Source organism: Streptomyces erythrochromogenes, from assembly GCF_036170895.1.
Taxonomy (GTDB): domain Bacteria; phylum Actinomycetota; class Actinomycetes; order Streptomycetales; family Streptomycetaceae; genus Streptomyces; species Streptomyces erythrochromogenes.
Map to the genome: position 1 here is coordinate 8,330,823 of NZ_CP108036.1, position 14,866 is coordinate 8,345,688.

Annotated in this window: 14 protein-coding genes and 5 pseudogenes; 10 read left to right on the forward strand and 9 right to left on the reverse strand. The window is 70.2% G+C overall.

Annotated elements, in window-relative coordinates; all coding sequences use genetic code 11:
* Positions 1-59: 59 nt before the first annotated feature.
* On the reverse strand, positions 60-710 hold the full coding sequence (locus tag OHA91_RS38515; RefSeq protein WP_328741007.1) for a TetR/AcrR family transcriptional regulator: 651 nt from the start codon (positions 708-710) through the stop codon (positions 60-62).
* Positions 711-891: 181 nt separating this feature from the next.
* A complete protein-coding gene (locus tag OHA91_RS38520; protein ID WP_328741008.1) occupies positions 892-1,065 on the reverse strand; it encodes a hypothetical protein in 174 nt (57 codons plus the stop codon).
* 323 nt (positions 1,066-1,388) lie between these two features.
* Here OHA91_RS38520 and OHA91_RS38525 point away from each other — a divergent pair, with 323 nt between their 5' ends.
* Positions 1,389-1,829 (forward strand): hypothetical protein, encoded by a 441-nt coding sequence (locus OHA91_RS38525; protein ID WP_328741009.1) that lies wholly within the window; start codon positions 1,389-1,391, stop codon positions 1,827-1,829.
* 217 nt (positions 1,830-2,046) lie between these two features.
* Here OHA91_RS38525 and OHA91_RS38530 read toward each other — a convergent pair whose 3' ends face one another.
* From OHA91_RS38530 to OHA91_RS38545, 3 genes and pseudogenes are all read right to left on the reverse strand, one after another.
* Positions 2,047-2,361, reverse strand: a complete 315-nt coding sequence (locus OHA91_RS38530) for an Hsp20/alpha crystallin family protein (RefSeq protein ID WP_328741010.1) — start codon at positions 2,359-2,361, stop codon at positions 2,047-2,049.
* A gap of 463 nt (positions 2,362-2,824) precedes the next feature.
* Positions 2,825-3,112: pseudogene (locus tag OHA91_RS40075) on the reverse strand (transposase); the annotation flags it as partial.
* A gap of 1,079 nt (positions 3,113-4,191) precedes the next feature.
* Positions 4,192-5,886, reverse strand: a pseudogene (locus OHA91_RS38545) (alkaline phosphatase D family protein).
* A 270-nt stretch (positions 5,887-6,156) separates the two neighbouring features.
* On the opposite strand from OHA91_RS38545, the gene OHA91_RS38550 reads away from it, so the two are divergent.
* A complete protein-coding gene (locus tag OHA91_RS38550; protein ID WP_328741012.1) occupies positions 6,157-6,477 on the forward strand; it encodes a hypothetical protein in 321 nt (106 codons plus the stop codon).
* A gap of 862 nt (positions 6,478-7,339) precedes the next feature.
* On the opposite strand, the gene OHA91_RS38555 is transcribed toward OHA91_RS38550, so the two are convergent.
* Complete coding sequence (locus OHA91_RS38555; protein WP_328741013.1) at positions 7,340-7,708, reverse strand: PRC-barrel domain-containing protein; 369 nt, start codon at positions 7,706-7,708, stop codon at positions 7,340-7,342.
* A gap of 492 nt (positions 7,709-8,200) precedes the next feature.
* Between OHA91_RS38555 and OHA91_RS38560 the strand changes: the two genes are divergently transcribed.
* The 3 genes and pseudogenes from OHA91_RS38560 to OHA91_RS38570 all read left to right on the forward strand — a co-directional run.
* The gene (locus OHA91_RS38560; RefSeq protein WP_328741014.1) at positions 8,201-8,761 is read left to right on the forward strand and encodes a hemerythrin domain-containing protein; all 561 of its coding nucleotides are present in this window, start codon (positions 8,201-8,203) and stop codon (positions 8,759-8,761) included.
* Between the two features lie 198 nt (positions 8,762-8,959).
* Positions 8,960-9,466, forward strand: a complete 507-nt coding sequence (locus OHA91_RS38565) for a hypothetical protein (protein ID WP_328741015.1) — start codon at positions 8,960-8,962, stop codon at positions 9,464-9,466.
* 145 nt (positions 9,467-9,611) lie between these two features.
* A pseudogene (locus OHA91_RS38570) lies at positions 9,612-10,179 on the forward strand (DUF5914 domain-containing protein); the annotation flags it as partial.
* Positions 10,180-10,386: 207 nt separating this feature from the next.
* On the opposite strand, the pseudogene OHA91_RS39985 reads toward OHA91_RS38570, so the two are convergent.
* A pseudogene (locus OHA91_RS39985) lies at positions 10,387-10,686 on the reverse strand (ATP-binding protein); the annotation flags it as partial.
* A 185-nt stretch (positions 10,687-10,871) separates the two neighbouring features.
* The gene (locus tag OHA91_RS38575) at positions 10,872-11,054 is read right to left on the reverse strand and encodes a hypothetical protein (RefSeq protein ID WP_328741016.1); all 183 of its coding nucleotides are present in this window, start codon (positions 11,052-11,054) and stop codon (positions 10,872-10,874) included.
* 224 nt (positions 11,055-11,278) lie between these two features.
* On the opposite strand from OHA91_RS38575, the gene OHA91_RS38580 reads away from it, so the two are divergent.
* A complete protein-coding gene (locus OHA91_RS38580) occupies positions 11,279-12,058 on the forward strand; it encodes a DUF488 family protein (protein ID WP_328741017.1) in 780 nt (259 codons plus the stop codon).
* 81 nt (positions 12,059-12,139) lie between these two features.
* On the opposite strand, the pseudogene OHA91_RS38585 reads toward OHA91_RS38580, so the two are convergent.
* A pseudogene (locus OHA91_RS38585) lies at positions 12,140-12,560 on the reverse strand (DUF6283 family protein).
* A 156-nt stretch (positions 12,561-12,716) separates the two neighbouring features.
* Between OHA91_RS38585 and OHA91_RS38590 the strand changes: the two are divergent.
* The 4 genes from OHA91_RS38590 to OHA91_RS38605 all read left to right on the forward strand — a co-directional run bounded on the left by OHA91_RS38590 (position 12,717) and on the right by OHA91_RS38605 (position 14,587).
* A complete protein-coding gene (locus OHA91_RS38590; RefSeq protein WP_328741019.1) occupies positions 12,717-13,046 on the forward strand; it encodes a hypothetical protein in 330 nt (109 codons plus the stop codon).
* Positions 13,043-13,249, forward strand: coding sequence for a hypothetical protein (locus OHA91_RS38595; RefSeq protein WP_328741021.1), 207 nt, complete (start codon positions 13,043-13,045; stop codon positions 13,247-13,249). The genes OHA91_RS38590 and OHA91_RS38595 overlap by 4 nt, the downstream gene beginning before the upstream one ends.
* Before the next feature lie 477 nt (positions 13,250-13,726).
* Complete coding sequence (locus OHA91_RS38600; RefSeq protein WP_328741022.1) at positions 13,727-13,951, forward strand: hypothetical protein; 225 nt, start codon at positions 13,727-13,729, stop codon at positions 13,949-13,951.
* A 444-nt stretch (positions 13,952-14,395) separates the two neighbouring features.
* On the forward strand, positions 14,396-14,587 hold the full coding sequence (locus OHA91_RS38605) for a hypothetical protein (protein ID WP_328741023.1): 192 nt from the start codon (positions 14,396-14,398) through the stop codon (positions 14,585-14,587).
* Positions 14,588-14,866: the final 279 nt, after the last annotated feature.

Here is a 14,866-nt window from a genome sequence, read left to right on the forward strand (position 1 = left end):
GGCGGCCCCGCAGGGCCACTTCCTTGACACCCGAGCTGAACGGGCAGGCTCTGGGGCGCTCAGTGGGACGCGAGCAGGTCCAGCTCGGCCTGGTACAGCAGGGCCGGGTCGTATTCCATTCCGGCGAAGTGACCGCTGAGTTCCAGGGAGAGCACCCCGTGCAGCCGGGTCCGGAAGGAGATGGCCAGGCGCTGCGCCACTGCCGCCTCGGCCCGCCCTACCGCCCGCCCAGGGCCACTCCCCAGTGGGGTCTCGGGCGTCATCGCGGGCGCGTCGGGTACGTCGGCGCAGGCATCGATGAGTATGTCCATGATCTCCGCCGCCCACGCGGCGACGTCAGCGGAGGCGCGGTAGGCCGGCACCGGAGGTCCGTAGACGAGGAAATACCGCTGCGGGTCGTCGAGCGCCCATATTCGCAGGGCCTGTCCGAGGCCTGCAAGACCCCCTTTTCCCTGGGCAGCCGCAGTCCTGAGTGTCCCCACCAAACTCTGGTAGGCGTCATGAACCAATTCTGTGAGCAATTCGTCACGGCTCGTGAAATATCGGTAGAGCCCGGTGCCGCTCAGGCCCATAAGTCTGGCGATCCCGTTGAGGGAGAGCGCGGATGTTCCGGCAGCGGTGATCTGCTCCCAGGCCCGTTCTTTGATCTCTGCCCGAACCTGCTGTCGGTACCGCTCACGGGGGGTAGTCGCCGAAGCTGTTTCACCCATGACAGCCTCCTCCTCGCGAGTTACACCCTATCGCTCGCGAGGGATTGCTGTGCTTTCCGGCCGCCATGTCTCCGGCAAGGAAACAGCCCCGCCTCCATGGGTTCTCGATCGACCCGTCGGGCATCGCCGGTCCGAGCGGGCGCGCACACGCCGGACCGCGCCGGCTTGCTCCACACGGGCTTCAGCCCTTGAACCTGTCCTTCGTCTCTTCCTTCAGATGCCGGGCCTTGCCCCGTGCTCCCAAGGCTGTGCCCTTGGCGGCCGTGGTCTTGTGCCCCGTGGCCTGTCCCGTCTCCTTCATCGCCCGGCCGAGCACCTGCTCGGCCGCTGCCTTCATCTTCTCTTTCGCGCCCATCTTCGCCCCCATTGCTTGTCCACTGAGCTTCTCTTCAAAATGGGCTTCTACCCGTCTGCCCCAGCGGAAACGGCCCCACCCAAACGCGTCGTGCCGGTTTCGCTGGCGACCGAGCCGGAATACGACACGAGAGCCGACACCCGACGGATCGCGGCAGTGTGCCCAAAACATGGGAAGCTGGTTTGGTCGCTCCCCATGCACGCCGATGCGAGGAGCGGCCACCATGGCTGCGGCCCGACCTAGGTGTTTCGACGATTCAGCCTCCCAGGGATCGGCGACAGCAGAGACCCGGGCCCGCAAGCCCGGAGGCGCGGGAGGGCGACATGCCGAACGACCCCGGCCTGAAGATCGGAGCGAGGCTGTACGACGCGGCCTACTACCAGGGGAACGCCATCACAGTGCGCCCCGATGCATGGGACAGGGGCGAGGGTGCCGTCGTGTACTCCCTCGCCTACCTCGGGTTGCGGCGCCTCGGTTCCCTGCAAGCCCCCATCGAGGCCTCTGCCTCCGACAACCCGTTCCGCCAGGCCATCGGCCGCGTCACCCACGTCACCGTGTGGGCATACCGGCCGGACACCTGGCCGGATCACCTGGACGAGCACGGAACGACCTGGCAGCAGTTCAGCGCTGATACCGCCGACCTCGGCACCTGGGCGGCGCGAACCAATTACGTACGTGTCTGGCAGCAGGCCAATGACGGAGTACGCGACTTGGACCTGCTTGCCGAGGACAGCTTCAGGGCTCCGGTCACGATCATGGAGTGACAAGGAGCCTCTCCACTCAATACGTGCCTTCGGGTGACCTTTCGGTATGTGACCAGAACTCGGCTTGACCGTGATAACAATCCAGGAAGATCAATCCAGGTCTGCGTGCGCTCCATGGCCAGAAGGCCGTACGTGAATACAGCACCCCAGACCTCCTCGCCCGCGCTTCCAGCCGGCGCAGGGCGCCCAGGACGTCGGGCGTCCCCCTCGTGCCTCCTCAAACGAACTGGTCGTAGCCGCCGGTGATGGGGATCCTGCGCGGCTTGGATTCGCCCGACTTGGAGATGCGGACCGTCAGGACGCCCCTGTCGAGAGTGGCTTCGGTCCTGTCGCTGTCGATACCCCCGGACAGTCTGGCGCGGTAGCAGAACCTGCCCCTGCGCTGGGCGAGCACCTTGTCGGACCTATTGTCGAACTCGCCCGTGATGCACAGATCGTTGCCGTCCATCTCCACGGTGATGTTCTCGCGGGGTATGCCGGGCATTTCGGCCTTGACCACGTACGCGTCCTCGGTCTCTTCCTCTTCGGTCAAGGGCGTCCACCCTTGACCGGCCTGTGTGAGGGCGGCCTGCTCCAGGTAGTGGCCCACTTGGTGGCGCATGGATCCGAAAGGATGCCGGGGATCCAACCAGCCCGGGCTGGGGCGGCGCCACATGCTGTCGCCGAAACTCCGTCGAACCGAGAAGGTCATGACAGTATCCCCGTTCCCTCGTCACTCTTGGTATATACACACCAAGAGGGTGGGTAACGCTATTTTCATGACAATACGCCTGCCCTGATCTCCGGCCGTCATGCGTGGCAGAGCGAGCCAGGACGATCGGCGAGGCGGCCGCGAAACGCCTGAGCAGGGGCGGTGTCCGTGGTCGGGGGCAGGACTGCCCGCAGGCATCGGCGGGATGGAGACTGGAGAAGGCCTTTCGTGGGTACTTGCCGTCTGCAGCCAAAGTGCAGTGCCCGACCGATGTTGCCGGCTGCAGTTGGTGGCGGGCGGATCAGACGCCCTTCTTGACGAACCCGGTCGTCCATGATCAATACGCCGCCGTCCGCCGCGAGATGCTCCAGCGTGAATGAGCGGACCTCATCGCGGACCGCGTCCGCGTCCCAGTCGGCCTGGTTCATAAAGCGCTGCACGCCGTCCGGGCACCGCTCGCAGGCCTGCTCGGCCATCGTCCAGCCGTTCTTGCGCTCCAGCGGCGACAGCAGCCCCGCAGATACCCGCCCGCCCGACGGCAAGGCCCCGACCTGCGGAAATGCTGACCGATTCGGTCCTTCAGCACCTCCAGCCCCGCCGCCCAGCCTCGAACATCGTCAACCGTGACGCCCCACCCATGTCCCGCTCAGCAAGTGTCCGACCCACCAGCCGCGCCAAACGCCGTTGCAGTACCAAGAGCCGGCTGCCTCGGCGCCAGATCCGGCAGCAAGGGCGCCTACCCCGCCCGGGAACGCGCCGCGGAAGTGGAAGCCGTCCACCAGGTCCTCACCGCCCTCGGCCGCCAGCTGACCGGTACCGAACGCGGCGACCTCGCGCAGTGCCTGCCGGTCGAGGCCGCCCTCGCTCTCACCGCCGCAGCGCCCCGGGCGCCTTCGAGCGGTCTCGCCGCGCGAGGCGAAGGCCCGGTCAGGCGCATAACGGGTCGGCGGCCGGACTCACCCTCCGGCGCACGGGCAGGCGTTGCGCCTGCATGGACGAAATGTTGGACGTGCTCCTCGACGCCGAGCCTCGCCCGAAGCTGATCAGCTACGTCCTCTTCCCCCGGAAGTGGGGCCGCAGTGCCCACTCGACGGAGACGGTGGAAGGCGTCGTCCAAAGCCTCGGTCCCACCCGGCGGATCACCATGGACGCGCTTCGATCCTCCCGTCCGCTGCGAGACGGGAGGATCTGGCCCCCGCCTCGCCGTCCCGGCCCACAGCGCGACGGCCGTACCCGGTCCGGCTGGCCTCCGTACCCGGAGACGGCCCGGGCAGCGCCGAATCGCGCCCCGAAGCCCGATTCAGCCCCCAGCCGGCCCTGGAAATGTGTCGTGGCACGCTCCACCGCGTGACCGCCCTTAGCGCCCTGGCCCAGTTCGGTTCCACCGCAGCCATCGGCCCGCTGCACTGCGGCGCCCCTCTCAATGAGATCGTGGCGGCGCTCGGGCCGCTCTGGGATGTCGGCCGGACACCGACCGGGCGGAGCGCCACCTGTCCTACGCGCAGTGGGAGGCGGACCGAGTGACGCAGCCGCGTCCGCCCAGGCAGCAGCAGGCTGCGTGCCCGGTACTGCGCGGTCGCATCCTGAAGGTGGACAGCATCCCCGTCGCCCGGTAAGCCGCCTGGCCCGGTGGCCCGGGACAAGAGCAGTGATCGACCGCCGGGCGGGGCGTCACCTTCCGTCCGTCAGACTGCGGTCGAGGACGCCAATGAGCCGCGCTCCCGCACGGTCGGTCCCGCGCTGTCCCCGCCCGGCACCCGCCGAAGCCCGCTCCAGCCGCAGCCGCGCCGTACGCCCGCGCAGTGTCAGCGTCATCAACTGGTTGCCGAACCACGGGCCACCGGTGCGCTCCCACCGGACCGCCGGTCTCGCGACCCGCCCGTGGCGGGCGAGGAGATGTCCGATCCCCCTGGCGAACCGGCTCCAGCCGAAACGGAATCCGGCCCGTATGGCTGCGGGCACCGAGTTGTGCAGCGGCGAGCAGGTGAACTGGAAGACACGGGAGCGCGGCTGTTGTCCGGTGGTCCAGACGGGCTCCGCCACATACGCGTGGTGTACGTCCCCGGAAAGCACGCACACCGTCGCCGGGGCGGCGTCGCCCCTCCCCACCTCGGCGACCGTCTCCGTCAGCCCTTCGAACGACGACGTGAACGCCGCCCAGTGCTCCAAGTCCGCCCGTCGGCGCAACCACTCTCCGAAGCGCGCCCAGCGCGGCCCCCGTTCGCCCCGGCAGAGCGCCGCGTGCCAACCCTCTGCGAAGTGGACCATCGGGGGCAGCAGCCACGGGAGCGAGGTTCCGACCAGCAGATGGTCGACGCTGCCGGGGTCGTCGAACGCTTGCGTCCGCAGCCAGGCCGCCTCTTCGGCGTCCAGCATCGACCGGTGCTCCTCCTCCAGCACCCGTGCGGCCCGGGTGTCCACCATCAGCAGTCGGGTGCGGCCGAAGTCCCTACGGTAGCTCCAGCGCGCCGCCGTCGGGTCGGCGTCGGCACGTTCGGCAAACGCGCGCAGCACCTCCGTGCCGTCGTCGGCCGCCCGCACCGCCGCGTACAGCTCGTCCTCGGCGAGCTCGGCGGGGGAGAGGTTCCCGAGGTGCTGGTAGACCCAGTACGACATCAGGCCGCTGGTGATCCGCTCGTGCCACCAGGGTGTCGCCCGCATGTCGGCCACCCAGGCGGCGCTGGTGTTCCAGTCGTCGATGACGTCGTGGTCGTCGAAGATCATGCAGCTGGGGATGGTTGAGAGCAGCCAGCGCAGCTCGGGATCGCCCCAGGACTCGTCGTAGAGGTGGGCGTACTACTCGTAGTCGGCGACTTGGTCCGGCGGGGCGGCGGAGCCGGTGCCGGCGGCCCGCCGGTGCCGGGCGATCCAGGCGCGGGTGTCGGCGGACGTCTCGTCCGCGTACACCTGGTCGCCCAGGAGGAGGAGAACGTCCGGACGCTCGGCCTCCGGGTCGGCGGCGAGACGGGCGGAGAGGGTGTCGAGGACATCGGGGCCCACCGGATCGGGCTCGCCCACAGCAGGCGACGCCCACCGGCACGAGCCGAAGGCGACCACCGCGCCCGTCGCCGGGACCGGCGGCGTATGGATGGTACTGGGCGCGTGGGGCGAGTCCGCGAGGGGCCACACCCGCTCGCCGTCGAGCAGCACCTCGTACGGTGTGGCGGACGCAGGGGCGAGTCCCGTGACGACCACCAGTGCGTAGTGGTGGCCGACGACGCAGAACGTGGACGCCGAACCCCCGCCGCCGCCCGCGCACCGGACCTCCACCGTGCACGCTCGGTCGCTCTCCACCCACACCGTCGCGCTCGTGCCCGATTCCCAGTCCACGTGTCGCAGGAGTGGGCCCAGCCTAAGACCGGCCATCGCGAGTCCCCTTCCGGTGCTCCGTACGGTACGGAACGGCCGCTCCGTACGGTACTGAACGACGGCGGCAACGGCGCCGTCGTGCCACGCGGGGCTCTTGCCCGGACCAGCGCGTCAGCGGCAGACGCCGACCGGCGGAGGGGTGCGAGAGGCACCACGGGGAGTCAAGCGGGCCGCTCCAGTCCCGTGGCGATGTCAACCGCGGGCAGGATCCTGGCCGCCGTCCCAACCAGAGGCGTCGTCGGGCTGTCATGGGGTGAGCCGGGCACGGTGTACTTCGAGGAATCCACAGCAGCGTTGTCCTGCTCAGTGGACCTGATCGCGGATGTGACCGGCTACTTCGACCGTTCGGCCGCCGGACGCTACACCTCGCTGAACCCGGTTCGCTTCGTCGACACCCGCGTAGGCCTTGGCGCGGCGCGCGGGCAGGTTGCCGGACAGGGCACCTTCGCAGTCCAGATCACGGGCAGGAGCGGCATCCCGTCGGGCGCGACCGCCCTGGCACTCAACGTGACCGTCACCAACCCGAAGCAGGCCGGCCACCTGACGGTCTTCCCCCGCGGTCAGGCGGCCCGGCCACCTCCAGCCTGAACTTCACCCCTGGCCAGACGGTCGCCAACTCGGTCATCGTCCCCGTCGGCGCCGACGGAAAGATCAGCGTCCACGACGGCGCCTCAGTCGGGACCGACGTGATCATCGACGTCGTTGGCTACTGCGGCGCCGGCAGCAAGGCGGTTTGTTCCGTCACATCGACACCAGGGGCCTGCCGCCCAACAGCTGGCCCTGCCTCGCCGGCGGCTACTACCTCCAACACCTGAATTCAGGGAACCACGGCGAGCTCCCGATAGAGGCCTACGCCACGAACCTCACCGTCACGACCACGACCGGAGCGGGACACCTCTGTGTCGCACCCGACCCGAACTCCGCCCACGCGTACAAGTACGGGTACGTGGTCAAGCCGCCCCGCCCCACCACCTCCGCGCTGAACTGGACTGCGGGCAAGGACGTCTCCAACCTGGGCATAGCCGCCCCCCGGTACCGCCCGGCGCGGTCAGGACGTGGGTGCCAACTGCCGTTCGCGCCGCCGACACCGGGGCCTGGTTGCTGGACCGGCGGAAGCCTGTCACGGCGTACCGCTCACCGGTGGCAGTGCGGGCTCCGGGGATACCGGCGATGTGGGCCAGGCATTGTTGGGGCTGCGGCTGCCACCCGGTGACCAGGACGCGCAGGCCCCGCCGCTCGGCGCGCCGGTGGGCGTCGAGGAGGTGCAGCAGGCCGTCGCGGTCCATGACCGCGACCCTGTGCAGGTCCACCAGGAGGTCCCGTACCCCCCGGTGACGCTGTCCACCGCTGCGCGCAGGGGCTCACCCGCGTGCTCGTCGAGATCGCCGCGGGGCGGCGCCGACACACCCCTCAAGGGGCGCCGGCGCCGCCCCGCACCTGCAAGAGGGGATCAGGCCGGGCGGCCTCCGAAAGGAGCGCCGGTGCCGTAGTAGGTGCCCAGTTCCTGTCGGTAGCCAGCATCGCCGAGATGCTTGTCCCGGTGGAACTCAGGAGCGTCCTTGATCTGTTCCTTGGTGAGGTCGATGTAGACCTTCTCCTCCTCCTCGTCGATCCGGACCACCGTGCTCGCCGGCAGCAGGACTTCCTTGCCGAAAATCCACACGCCGGTGTCGACGACCAGGTAGGCATCTCCGACCTCGTCGGAATGCTTGTCGACCTTGCCGATAGTCCCGTCGGTCGCCTCGACCTTGTAACCGGTGAGGTTCGTGGTGGTCAGACGGCCTGCGGTCGGCTTGTAACTCCACACGTTCTCGGTCATGGAAAGCAACTCCTCAGAGGTTCTCGAGGGCGGGAAGAGACCGATCCCGACCCCCACGTTCCTGCAGTGGTCTGTTCGCCCGTGCCCTTGTTGGACGGGTTCATTCACCGGTTCTGGAACTACTGGGCGGGCGGCGACCAGGTGGCCAAGAGAGGTCTGACTGGGCCAGACCAGCTCAATGGGAGCCAGCACGACGTCCGGCGTGCAGGCTGGTTCCCAGCTCGGCGCGTTGCGTCGGACCGGCGGGTGCGGCCAGGTGCGGAAGAGCCTCACGGGCACCCCATGCCCCGCTCGCATGCGAGCCGCCGGGAAAGCCGCTTCGGGGCTGATGCCCATCCGCGACACCGACCACAAGCTGCGCGGCCCTCCGGCTGGCAGCTGCCGCCCCCGATCGGGTGAGAAGCCCGACGCGGCCGGGCGACTTCGAGTCATGCAGGGAAGCGATCGGGGCGGGCCCGGAGCGGCCCCACCCCGAACACGCATGGAGGCGACATGGGACACGGCGGGAATGTGATCGACGAGCTGATGGCCGACCACCGGGAGGTGGAGGAGATGTTCGCCCGTCTCCAGGCCATGACCGGCGGCGGGCAGGAGCTCCGTGATCTCATCGACGAGATCACCATCGAGCTGGTGCGGCACTCGGTCGCCGAGGAGCAGTACCTCTACCCCGCGGTACGCGAGCACGTCGAGGGCGGCGACCGGATGGCTGACAAGGAGATCGACGACCACAGCCGCGTCGAGAAGATCCTCAAGCAGTTGGAGAAGACGAGCACCGACGACGCGCAGATCAGCCCGCTCATGCAGCAGCTCATGGACGAGGTCGCCGCCCATGTCCAGGACGAGGAGAGCAACCTGTTTCCGATGCTGCAGCGCGCCTGCACCCCGCAACAACTCGACGATCTCGGCGACAAGATCCGCCGTGCCAAGGCCATGGCACCCACCCGCCCACACCCCGCCGCGCCGAGCAGCCCCACTGCCAGCAAGCTCCTCGCTCCGGGCGCCGGCCTGGTGGACCGCGCACGCGACTTCGTGACCGGCCGCGGCAAGTCCTGACCCACCCCCCTCCAGGGCGGCGGTCCTCCCAGATAACGGTTCCCGTGTCCGCCGCCCTGGACGGACGGTGACGTGCGTCATGCCGCACACCAGCCGCTGCGGGCTACGCTGCCTGCTCCGAGCGGAGCGGCGCAGCTTCGCGCCGCAGCTCGCAGACCCGGCACAGGCCAGAGCGAGCACGCCCCCGAGGAAGCCGCCGTGCCCGCCGACCTTGCACCCGTCATAGCCGCCGGCACCCGCTGGCTGCTGACCGCCTTCCCGCCCGCCCCGGGCGCTTTCAGCCGGGCGGTGGCCGAAGCCCAGGCCCGGCAGGCCGTCACCCTCGCGGCCGACCTGCGATACCGCACCCCCCTCGACGCCGAGATCCTGCACCTCCTCGGCCCGGGCGGAAGCGCCCGGCTCGACTGGCTGACCGGCGCCGACCACGGCCGCGACGCAGACGTTGACTGGCGGACCTGGGTCGACGAAACCGTCATCAGCTGGGCTGCCTGTCTCCTCGCCGCCCCCGCGCTCGCCGTCGAGGCTCACCGCCTCGTAGACCGCGGCCAGACCGGTGAGGTCACCCGCCTCACCCGCCCCGGCGACCGTGAACAAGACGCCGCGCCCCTGCTGCGCCACCCCGACCTGCTCGAACCGGTCGCCGCCCTGCATCGGGACCTGCTGATGGACCTGCTGCTGGACAACGAGAACGCCGCCCTGGGTTAGTTGCAGCACCCCCGGCACGCCCGGCGGGCCGCTTCACCCCTCACCAACATCAGATGTCCAGCACGATGGCGTAGGCCAGTGAGGGGGCGCATACCAAGGCCACCAGGCAGATCACCAATGAGGGGGCCTCTACCCCAGCCGCGGGGGAGGGGACGGGTTCGCGCCCGAACCCGTCGTGCCGGCCCGGCCGACACCGGCCAATGGGGTGACTGCTGTGCATGAGGGCACCGGGCGCTGCGAACCCGAGGACGTCGTGGCCAACTGGCTGGATCCGTTGCACGGGGCCTGGTTCCACCCTCATTCGTTCCTCGACCTCACGGTCACCGCTCGCCCGGCGGGGACGACGCCGAGGACGGTTTCACCGTCGACGTCTCCTTCCAGGTGGCCGGACCGCTCGTGGTACCCGTGCAGGCGGTCTTCACCGCTCCTGGGCCTCGCACCGTCGTCGTGCGCATTACCGAGGGGGAGGGCGCGGGTTCGGTGGTGGAGACCCACGCGACCGCCCTCGGGCCGGACGAGCTCGGTCGCCCGCGGACGGCTGTGACCGAAGCCGTGGGGCCGCCTCCGACCGCCCGGGCTTCGCGGGCGCCCGCTGGGCCGCGCCGATCCTCCGCCCGGTGATGCGCCATGCGGCCGCCCGGCTGTGGCGGGACGAGCTTCCCTACGCCGAGCGCCGCCGGCAGCTGCGCTCCACGGGCCGATTCCCCGGCTGACTCCGACCGAACGAATTCGCCGGGCGAGGGGAGCCCTGTGTGCAGGCTCCCGGGTGATTGTGGCGCTCGTCTGCTCATGGCGGGTCGGCACCCACAACGTCTCCGGGGGGCAGAGTGCGGGTGGGGGGCCGGCGGGGGTTGGGAGGGCGGCGATGATGGTTTTGCCGCTGCGGTGGGACCGGACGTAGGTGCTGGGGCGAGGGTCTTCACCACCCGCCATCCGAAGCCGCCGGGCGTGTGCGGGGAGGGCGGCCGGAGGTGAGGCAGGAGAGCCGAGCGGTCGGACACCTCGATGATGACCTGGCCGGCCCGGACGGCGATCTGGAAGTCCGTGACGCCTCCTGCGTGTCTCACGGCGTTTGAGACGAGTTCGCTCACCACCGTCAAAACGTCGGCGACCAGGACCGGAGGCACTTCTTGCTCGGCCAGGGCACGGCGGGCGGTATCCCGCGCCTGCGCACAGGTCATCCCTGTCGGCACCTTCGGTGTGCCTGATCGCGGCGTCATACTCCTCGGCTGCCCCAGCCGCAGCAAGAGATTCCGGCCGCGCGTCTGCCGTAGGGCGCCCCGCGTGGCAGTGGCGTGCTCGCCGCGCGATACGTAGACGGGCCATTTGCTGCCGCTTGAAGGTACGCCACCTTCCCATGATGGCGTCGCTACACGTTGTCTTTCGTGCGTGCGCCCCAACCGGACTAACGGTCATCGACCCCGTTGCGCATACCGTCGAAGGATGCCTGACGGTCTTCCTCTCCGAGGCGCCCCTTCAGTCCGTCCTGAGGTTCCTGGCCGTGCTGCTCGGTGGCCTCCTTCTCACCGGTATCCATGACCCCCTTGGCTGCTTCCTTGAGCCTTTTGCCCTTGTCGTTCATTCCCATGGCTCTCTCCTTGCGTTGGGGCAAGCGGGCCCGCTCCAAAGAACACAGAGAGCAGCCCGGACTGCACCAAGCCGTTCGCCGCCCCGTCTTGCGACTGCCCGAGACCGGGCGGCTGACCCGCGGGACTCCCTGGGGATAGGGCAGCAGGCGGTGGGTAGGTGCCGACCGGTCCCGTCGGTCTCCCGGGGAGGCAGACGCTGAATGCGCCGAGGGGAGTCGGTCCTATGAGACGCATCGCCACGGTCGGCGTCTACGGACTCACGGTCGCGGACTTCCTCGACGAACTCGTCGCCAAGCGCGTGAGGCTGTTGTTCGACCTCCGCCAGCGTCGCGGCGTTCGGGGTCATGACCATGCCTGGGCGAACGCCGCCTGCCTCCAGCGCGCGCTCGCCGCGGCCAACATCGACTACCGACACCTGAAAGCGTTGGCACCGACGACAGAGCTGCGTCAGCTCCAGCATCGCGAGGACGATCGCCAGGGCGTGGGCAAACGCAACCGCGAGGCACTGGCACCGGAGTACGTCACGCGTGTCGCCGTAAGGCCGCCCTCAAGGCCGACCAAGTCTTCGGTGCCGAAACCATGTCCCGCGAGACTGTCAACGGCGTCCCCGCGGTGGTGGCCGCCCCGGCGCTCCGGCAACGCTGCCTCCCCAACGTCCTGCCGGGCCCCGGGGGCGCATCCCGTTGCGGTGCAGGCGGCGCTGCGTGTGCTGGAGCGTGGCGCACAGCACCGTGCGAGGGTGCTGGGGCCCCGCCCCCGCACGTACGCCGGTACCGTGCTCGGTCTCGCGCTGTGCGCCGTGGGCTGGGCCGTTCACCACTACAGCGCCCCCCTATGCCGACTCGGGGGACGGGGTGCGCGCCGCCCGGCCGCGTGGACGCCGGCCCGCATGGCCATCGGCCCCGGCAGGCTCCGGGTTCATGCTCCGGGCCGCAGGTGCCGGAGTCGGAGGAGGTCCGCACGTACGCCGCGAAATCCCGAGGGCCAGAGGCTTCAGGAATGACTGGCCCCGGCCCCCACCCGGTCGGCGCCCGCTGTCTGGCAGGCGTTGCGGTAGGGGCACGGCTCCTTCCCGCGGGTTCTGTCATCGGAGGTCTTGGCGGGTGCGACTGATCTTGTCGATCATGTGGCGGGCGTCATCAGTGGGGGTGTCGAGGCCGGCCAGGCCGTGGTCGGCGGCCTGGCCGCCGGAGCTGAATAGTGGCACTGGGGAGGTGTAGTCGACCACAGCCTGGTATGTGGCGCTGTCCACACGACCTTGGAGGACTGCCAGGCGCAGACCGAGCAGGCTGTCGCTGTCGTGGCATCCGGCCCAGCCGGCGCAGATCCGTCTGCTGTCGTGGCCTGCGTCGCTCTGGTGGCACTGGAAGATGCGGGGTGTCGGCGTCGTAGCGCCGCCGGAGCTTGTCGTACTCCTCGCTCGCCCAGATGCCGGCTGGTACATCGCGCCTGTAGGGGCAGCTTTCGCACGGACGCGGTGCCGGGGGGCGGATCGAGGATGCCATGCGCCCCAGTATCGATGGCGGGGGCGCGAGCACGTTTCGTTCGCTGGGAGAAGGCTGTCCGACGATCGCCGGCCCTGTCCACGGCCGGGTCGCGGTTGCCTTTATCCGTGATGGTGGAGCGCTATGGAGAGGGGGCAGGGGCGGGGTGTGGGGTTCGTGAACTGGTTCACGGAGCCGATGCGGGGGTGGCGGCAGGCGCGTGGCGCTCGGGCGCCCTGCACCTGCCGCGCCCCCGCTCCGCTGGCGCCGGACACCGAGCGGCGGCCGGGGAACTCAACCGGCCAGGACGCGGACCGGGAGCGGCGGCAGTGCCTGCTGCAGGTGATCGTCGAAGCTGTCGCCAACAACGTGGGCGTGGTGGGGGAGTGGCCGGAGTTCGAGTGGATTGTCCTCCAGGGCGTCGCCGGGCTTCCCGGCCGCGAGTCCCCGCCGCCGGGCCACGGCTGCCCGCGCTCGATGCTGGTTGGAGCGGTATGCGAAAGGTGATCCATGTACTCACCGCGGCGGCCGTCGTGTTCGCCGCAGCGCCCGCTCACGCCGATGTGAAGGCCGGCGACGGCCGCGTGGGCCTGTCGGCCTGGGGCGAAGGCCTGCGTGTGAGCAGCGTCGGCGCGCCCATGGACGGCCACGGGACGGGCGTCCGCGCCCGCCTCATCACGTACACGCTGGGGGCTGCCGGTCCGAGCTGACCGGCTGGAGGGACGCCACCCCCGTCCCGGCCGCCGTGGCGGGAGCGATTGATCTTGCGTTGAGCTGCTGCCGTCGGTCCGTCGCCCGGGGGCCGGTGATCTGACCGCTTGTGACCTGGCGGGGATTGTCGGCAGGCCCGCCCTGGCGGCGGGGGAGGAGGTCGGGGTGTGGGTGTCCGGGTGCTGTATGGGTCCGGGTGGCAGCCCGTGGTGCGGGCGGGCTTGCCCCATGAGCCGGGGGGGGCGTCACGGGGGCGGGGCCCGTTCCGGGAGCCCACTCCCCACGGCGAGACCTCCGGCAGGTACGCGTCTGACGCGGCGCCTCCTCCCTCAGCGCTGTTTCCGCAGCAGTTCTGAGAGGACGTCACGTTTTGCTGCTCTCGGGGCGCCTGCGGGGCTGCTTCATTGCTGGTCGGCGTGCGGGAGGGGGCTTGCATCCGGATGCCGTGCAGCGCGGGGCGCCGCAGGCTGGGGTGTATGGCGGATCAGACGGAGATCGTGATCCATCCCGTGTCGCCGCAGGGCGGGCGGAAGGTCACCGTGCACGCCCTCGGCGTGGACGCTGACCTTGGTCGGGCGTTCACGTCCGGGGATGTGTCGGAGTTCCTGCGCCGGGCCGGCCTGGAGGACGTGGACCTGTCCGAGGACGGGCCGATCCGGTGGGAGGGCGGCGGCCCCGAGGTGTGGACCGGCGACATCTGACTGCCGGGCTGGGTGCTGACAGGCCGAGCCCGTGTCTGAGGTGTGAAGGCGGCTGTTGGGGCCTTCCCTGTTCTGGCCACTGTCGTTGTTGAACCGGTAGTCCCGGGCCGCCAGGTAGCGGCAGGGGCGGCTGTTCTGCGGGGGCGGCCCGGCGGCGACGGCCCGCTTCCCGTTCTCGGCCGGGGCACCGGCGGGAAGCGCGGCCGCGGTGGGGTCCGTGCGCAGGGTGCGCTCCAGCATGTGAATCCTGCTCCTGACGGCGCGGGGAAGGGTGGGTGGGTGCGCTCGTCCTCGGCACCCCGGGCTCGTGACGCATCCGCATCGGCCGCCGCTCACCCTTCCGCCACGATACGTAGCCGAAATAGTGCGGGATGTGACTCTTGGTGTCAGTGTGGCGGAGGAAGTGCCAACCCCCCCCACCTCACGCATCGAGGAGTTGCCGTCATGGGCGGTATGCAGGACAAGCGCCAGGAACCGGGCAAGGGCCGCGAAGAACAGCAGCGCCCCCAGCGCCCGCAGCGGCCCGGTCAGGACCCGGCCCACCCCGAGCCCGGCACCCCCTCCCGCGGTGGCCAGCGCCCCGAGGAGATGGAGCGGCGCCGCGACGAGCACGACGACCTGCGCGAGGACTTCTGACCCCAGGCGGTACCCCACGCACGCAGAGCCCGGCCAGGCGCCTGTAGTCATCCCGGCCGGGCTCTGTTCATGCCACCGCCCGGCCAGGCGCCTGTAGTCATCCCGGCCGGGCTCTGTTCATGCCACCGCCGGGCCCACCACAGGCTTGGGGCGCGGCGCCGAAGCCCGGCCGCGGTGGCATAGCGTGGCCTGGGGCAGGAGGACCCGCCGCCACGCTGGGCCGGTCCGCGCCTCTGGGTGCTGGGAAAGGGCCACCACGCCATGGGTCACTACAGCGGA

What these genes read in the sequence shown, in the direction of transcription:
- OHA91_RS38580 (WP_328741017.1), top strand. Translation starts at nt 11,279, where the DNA reads ATGAGACGCATCGCCACGGTCGGCGTCTACGGACTCACGGTCGCGGAC.
- OHA91_RS38520 (WP_328741008.1), bottom strand. Translation starts at nt 1,065, where the DNA reads ATGGGCGCGAAAGAGAAGATGAAGGCAGCGGCCGAGCAGGTGCTCGGC.
- OHA91_RS38600 (WP_328741022.1), top strand. Translation starts at nt 13,727, where the DNA reads ATGGCGGATCAGACGGAGATCGTGATCCATCCCGTGTCGCCGCAGGGC.
- OHA91_RS38515 (WP_328741007.1), bottom strand. Translation starts at nt 710, where the DNA reads ATGGGTGAAACAGCTTCGGCGACTACCCCCCGTGAGCGGTACCGACAG.
- OHA91_RS38525 (WP_328741009.1), top strand. Translation starts at nt 1,389, where the DNA reads ATGCCGAACGACCCCGGCCTGAAGATCGGAGCGAGGCTGTACGACGCG.
- OHA91_RS38575 (WP_328741016.1), bottom strand. Translation starts at nt 11,054, where the DNA reads ATGGGAATGAACGACAAGGGCAAAAGGCTCAAGGAAGCAGCCAAGGGG.
- OHA91_RS38560 (WP_328741014.1), top strand. Translation starts at nt 8,201, where the DNA reads ATGGGACACGGCGGGAATGTGATCGACGAGCTGATGGCCGACCACCGG.
- OHA91_RS38605 (WP_328741023.1), top strand. Translation starts at nt 14,396, where the DNA reads ATGGGCGGTATGCAGGACAAGCGCCAGGAACCGGGCAAGGGCCGCGAA.
- OHA91_RS38555 (WP_328741013.1), bottom strand. Translation starts at nt 7,708, where the DNA reads ATGACCGAGAACGTGTGGAGTTACAAGCCGACCGCAGGCCGTCTGACC.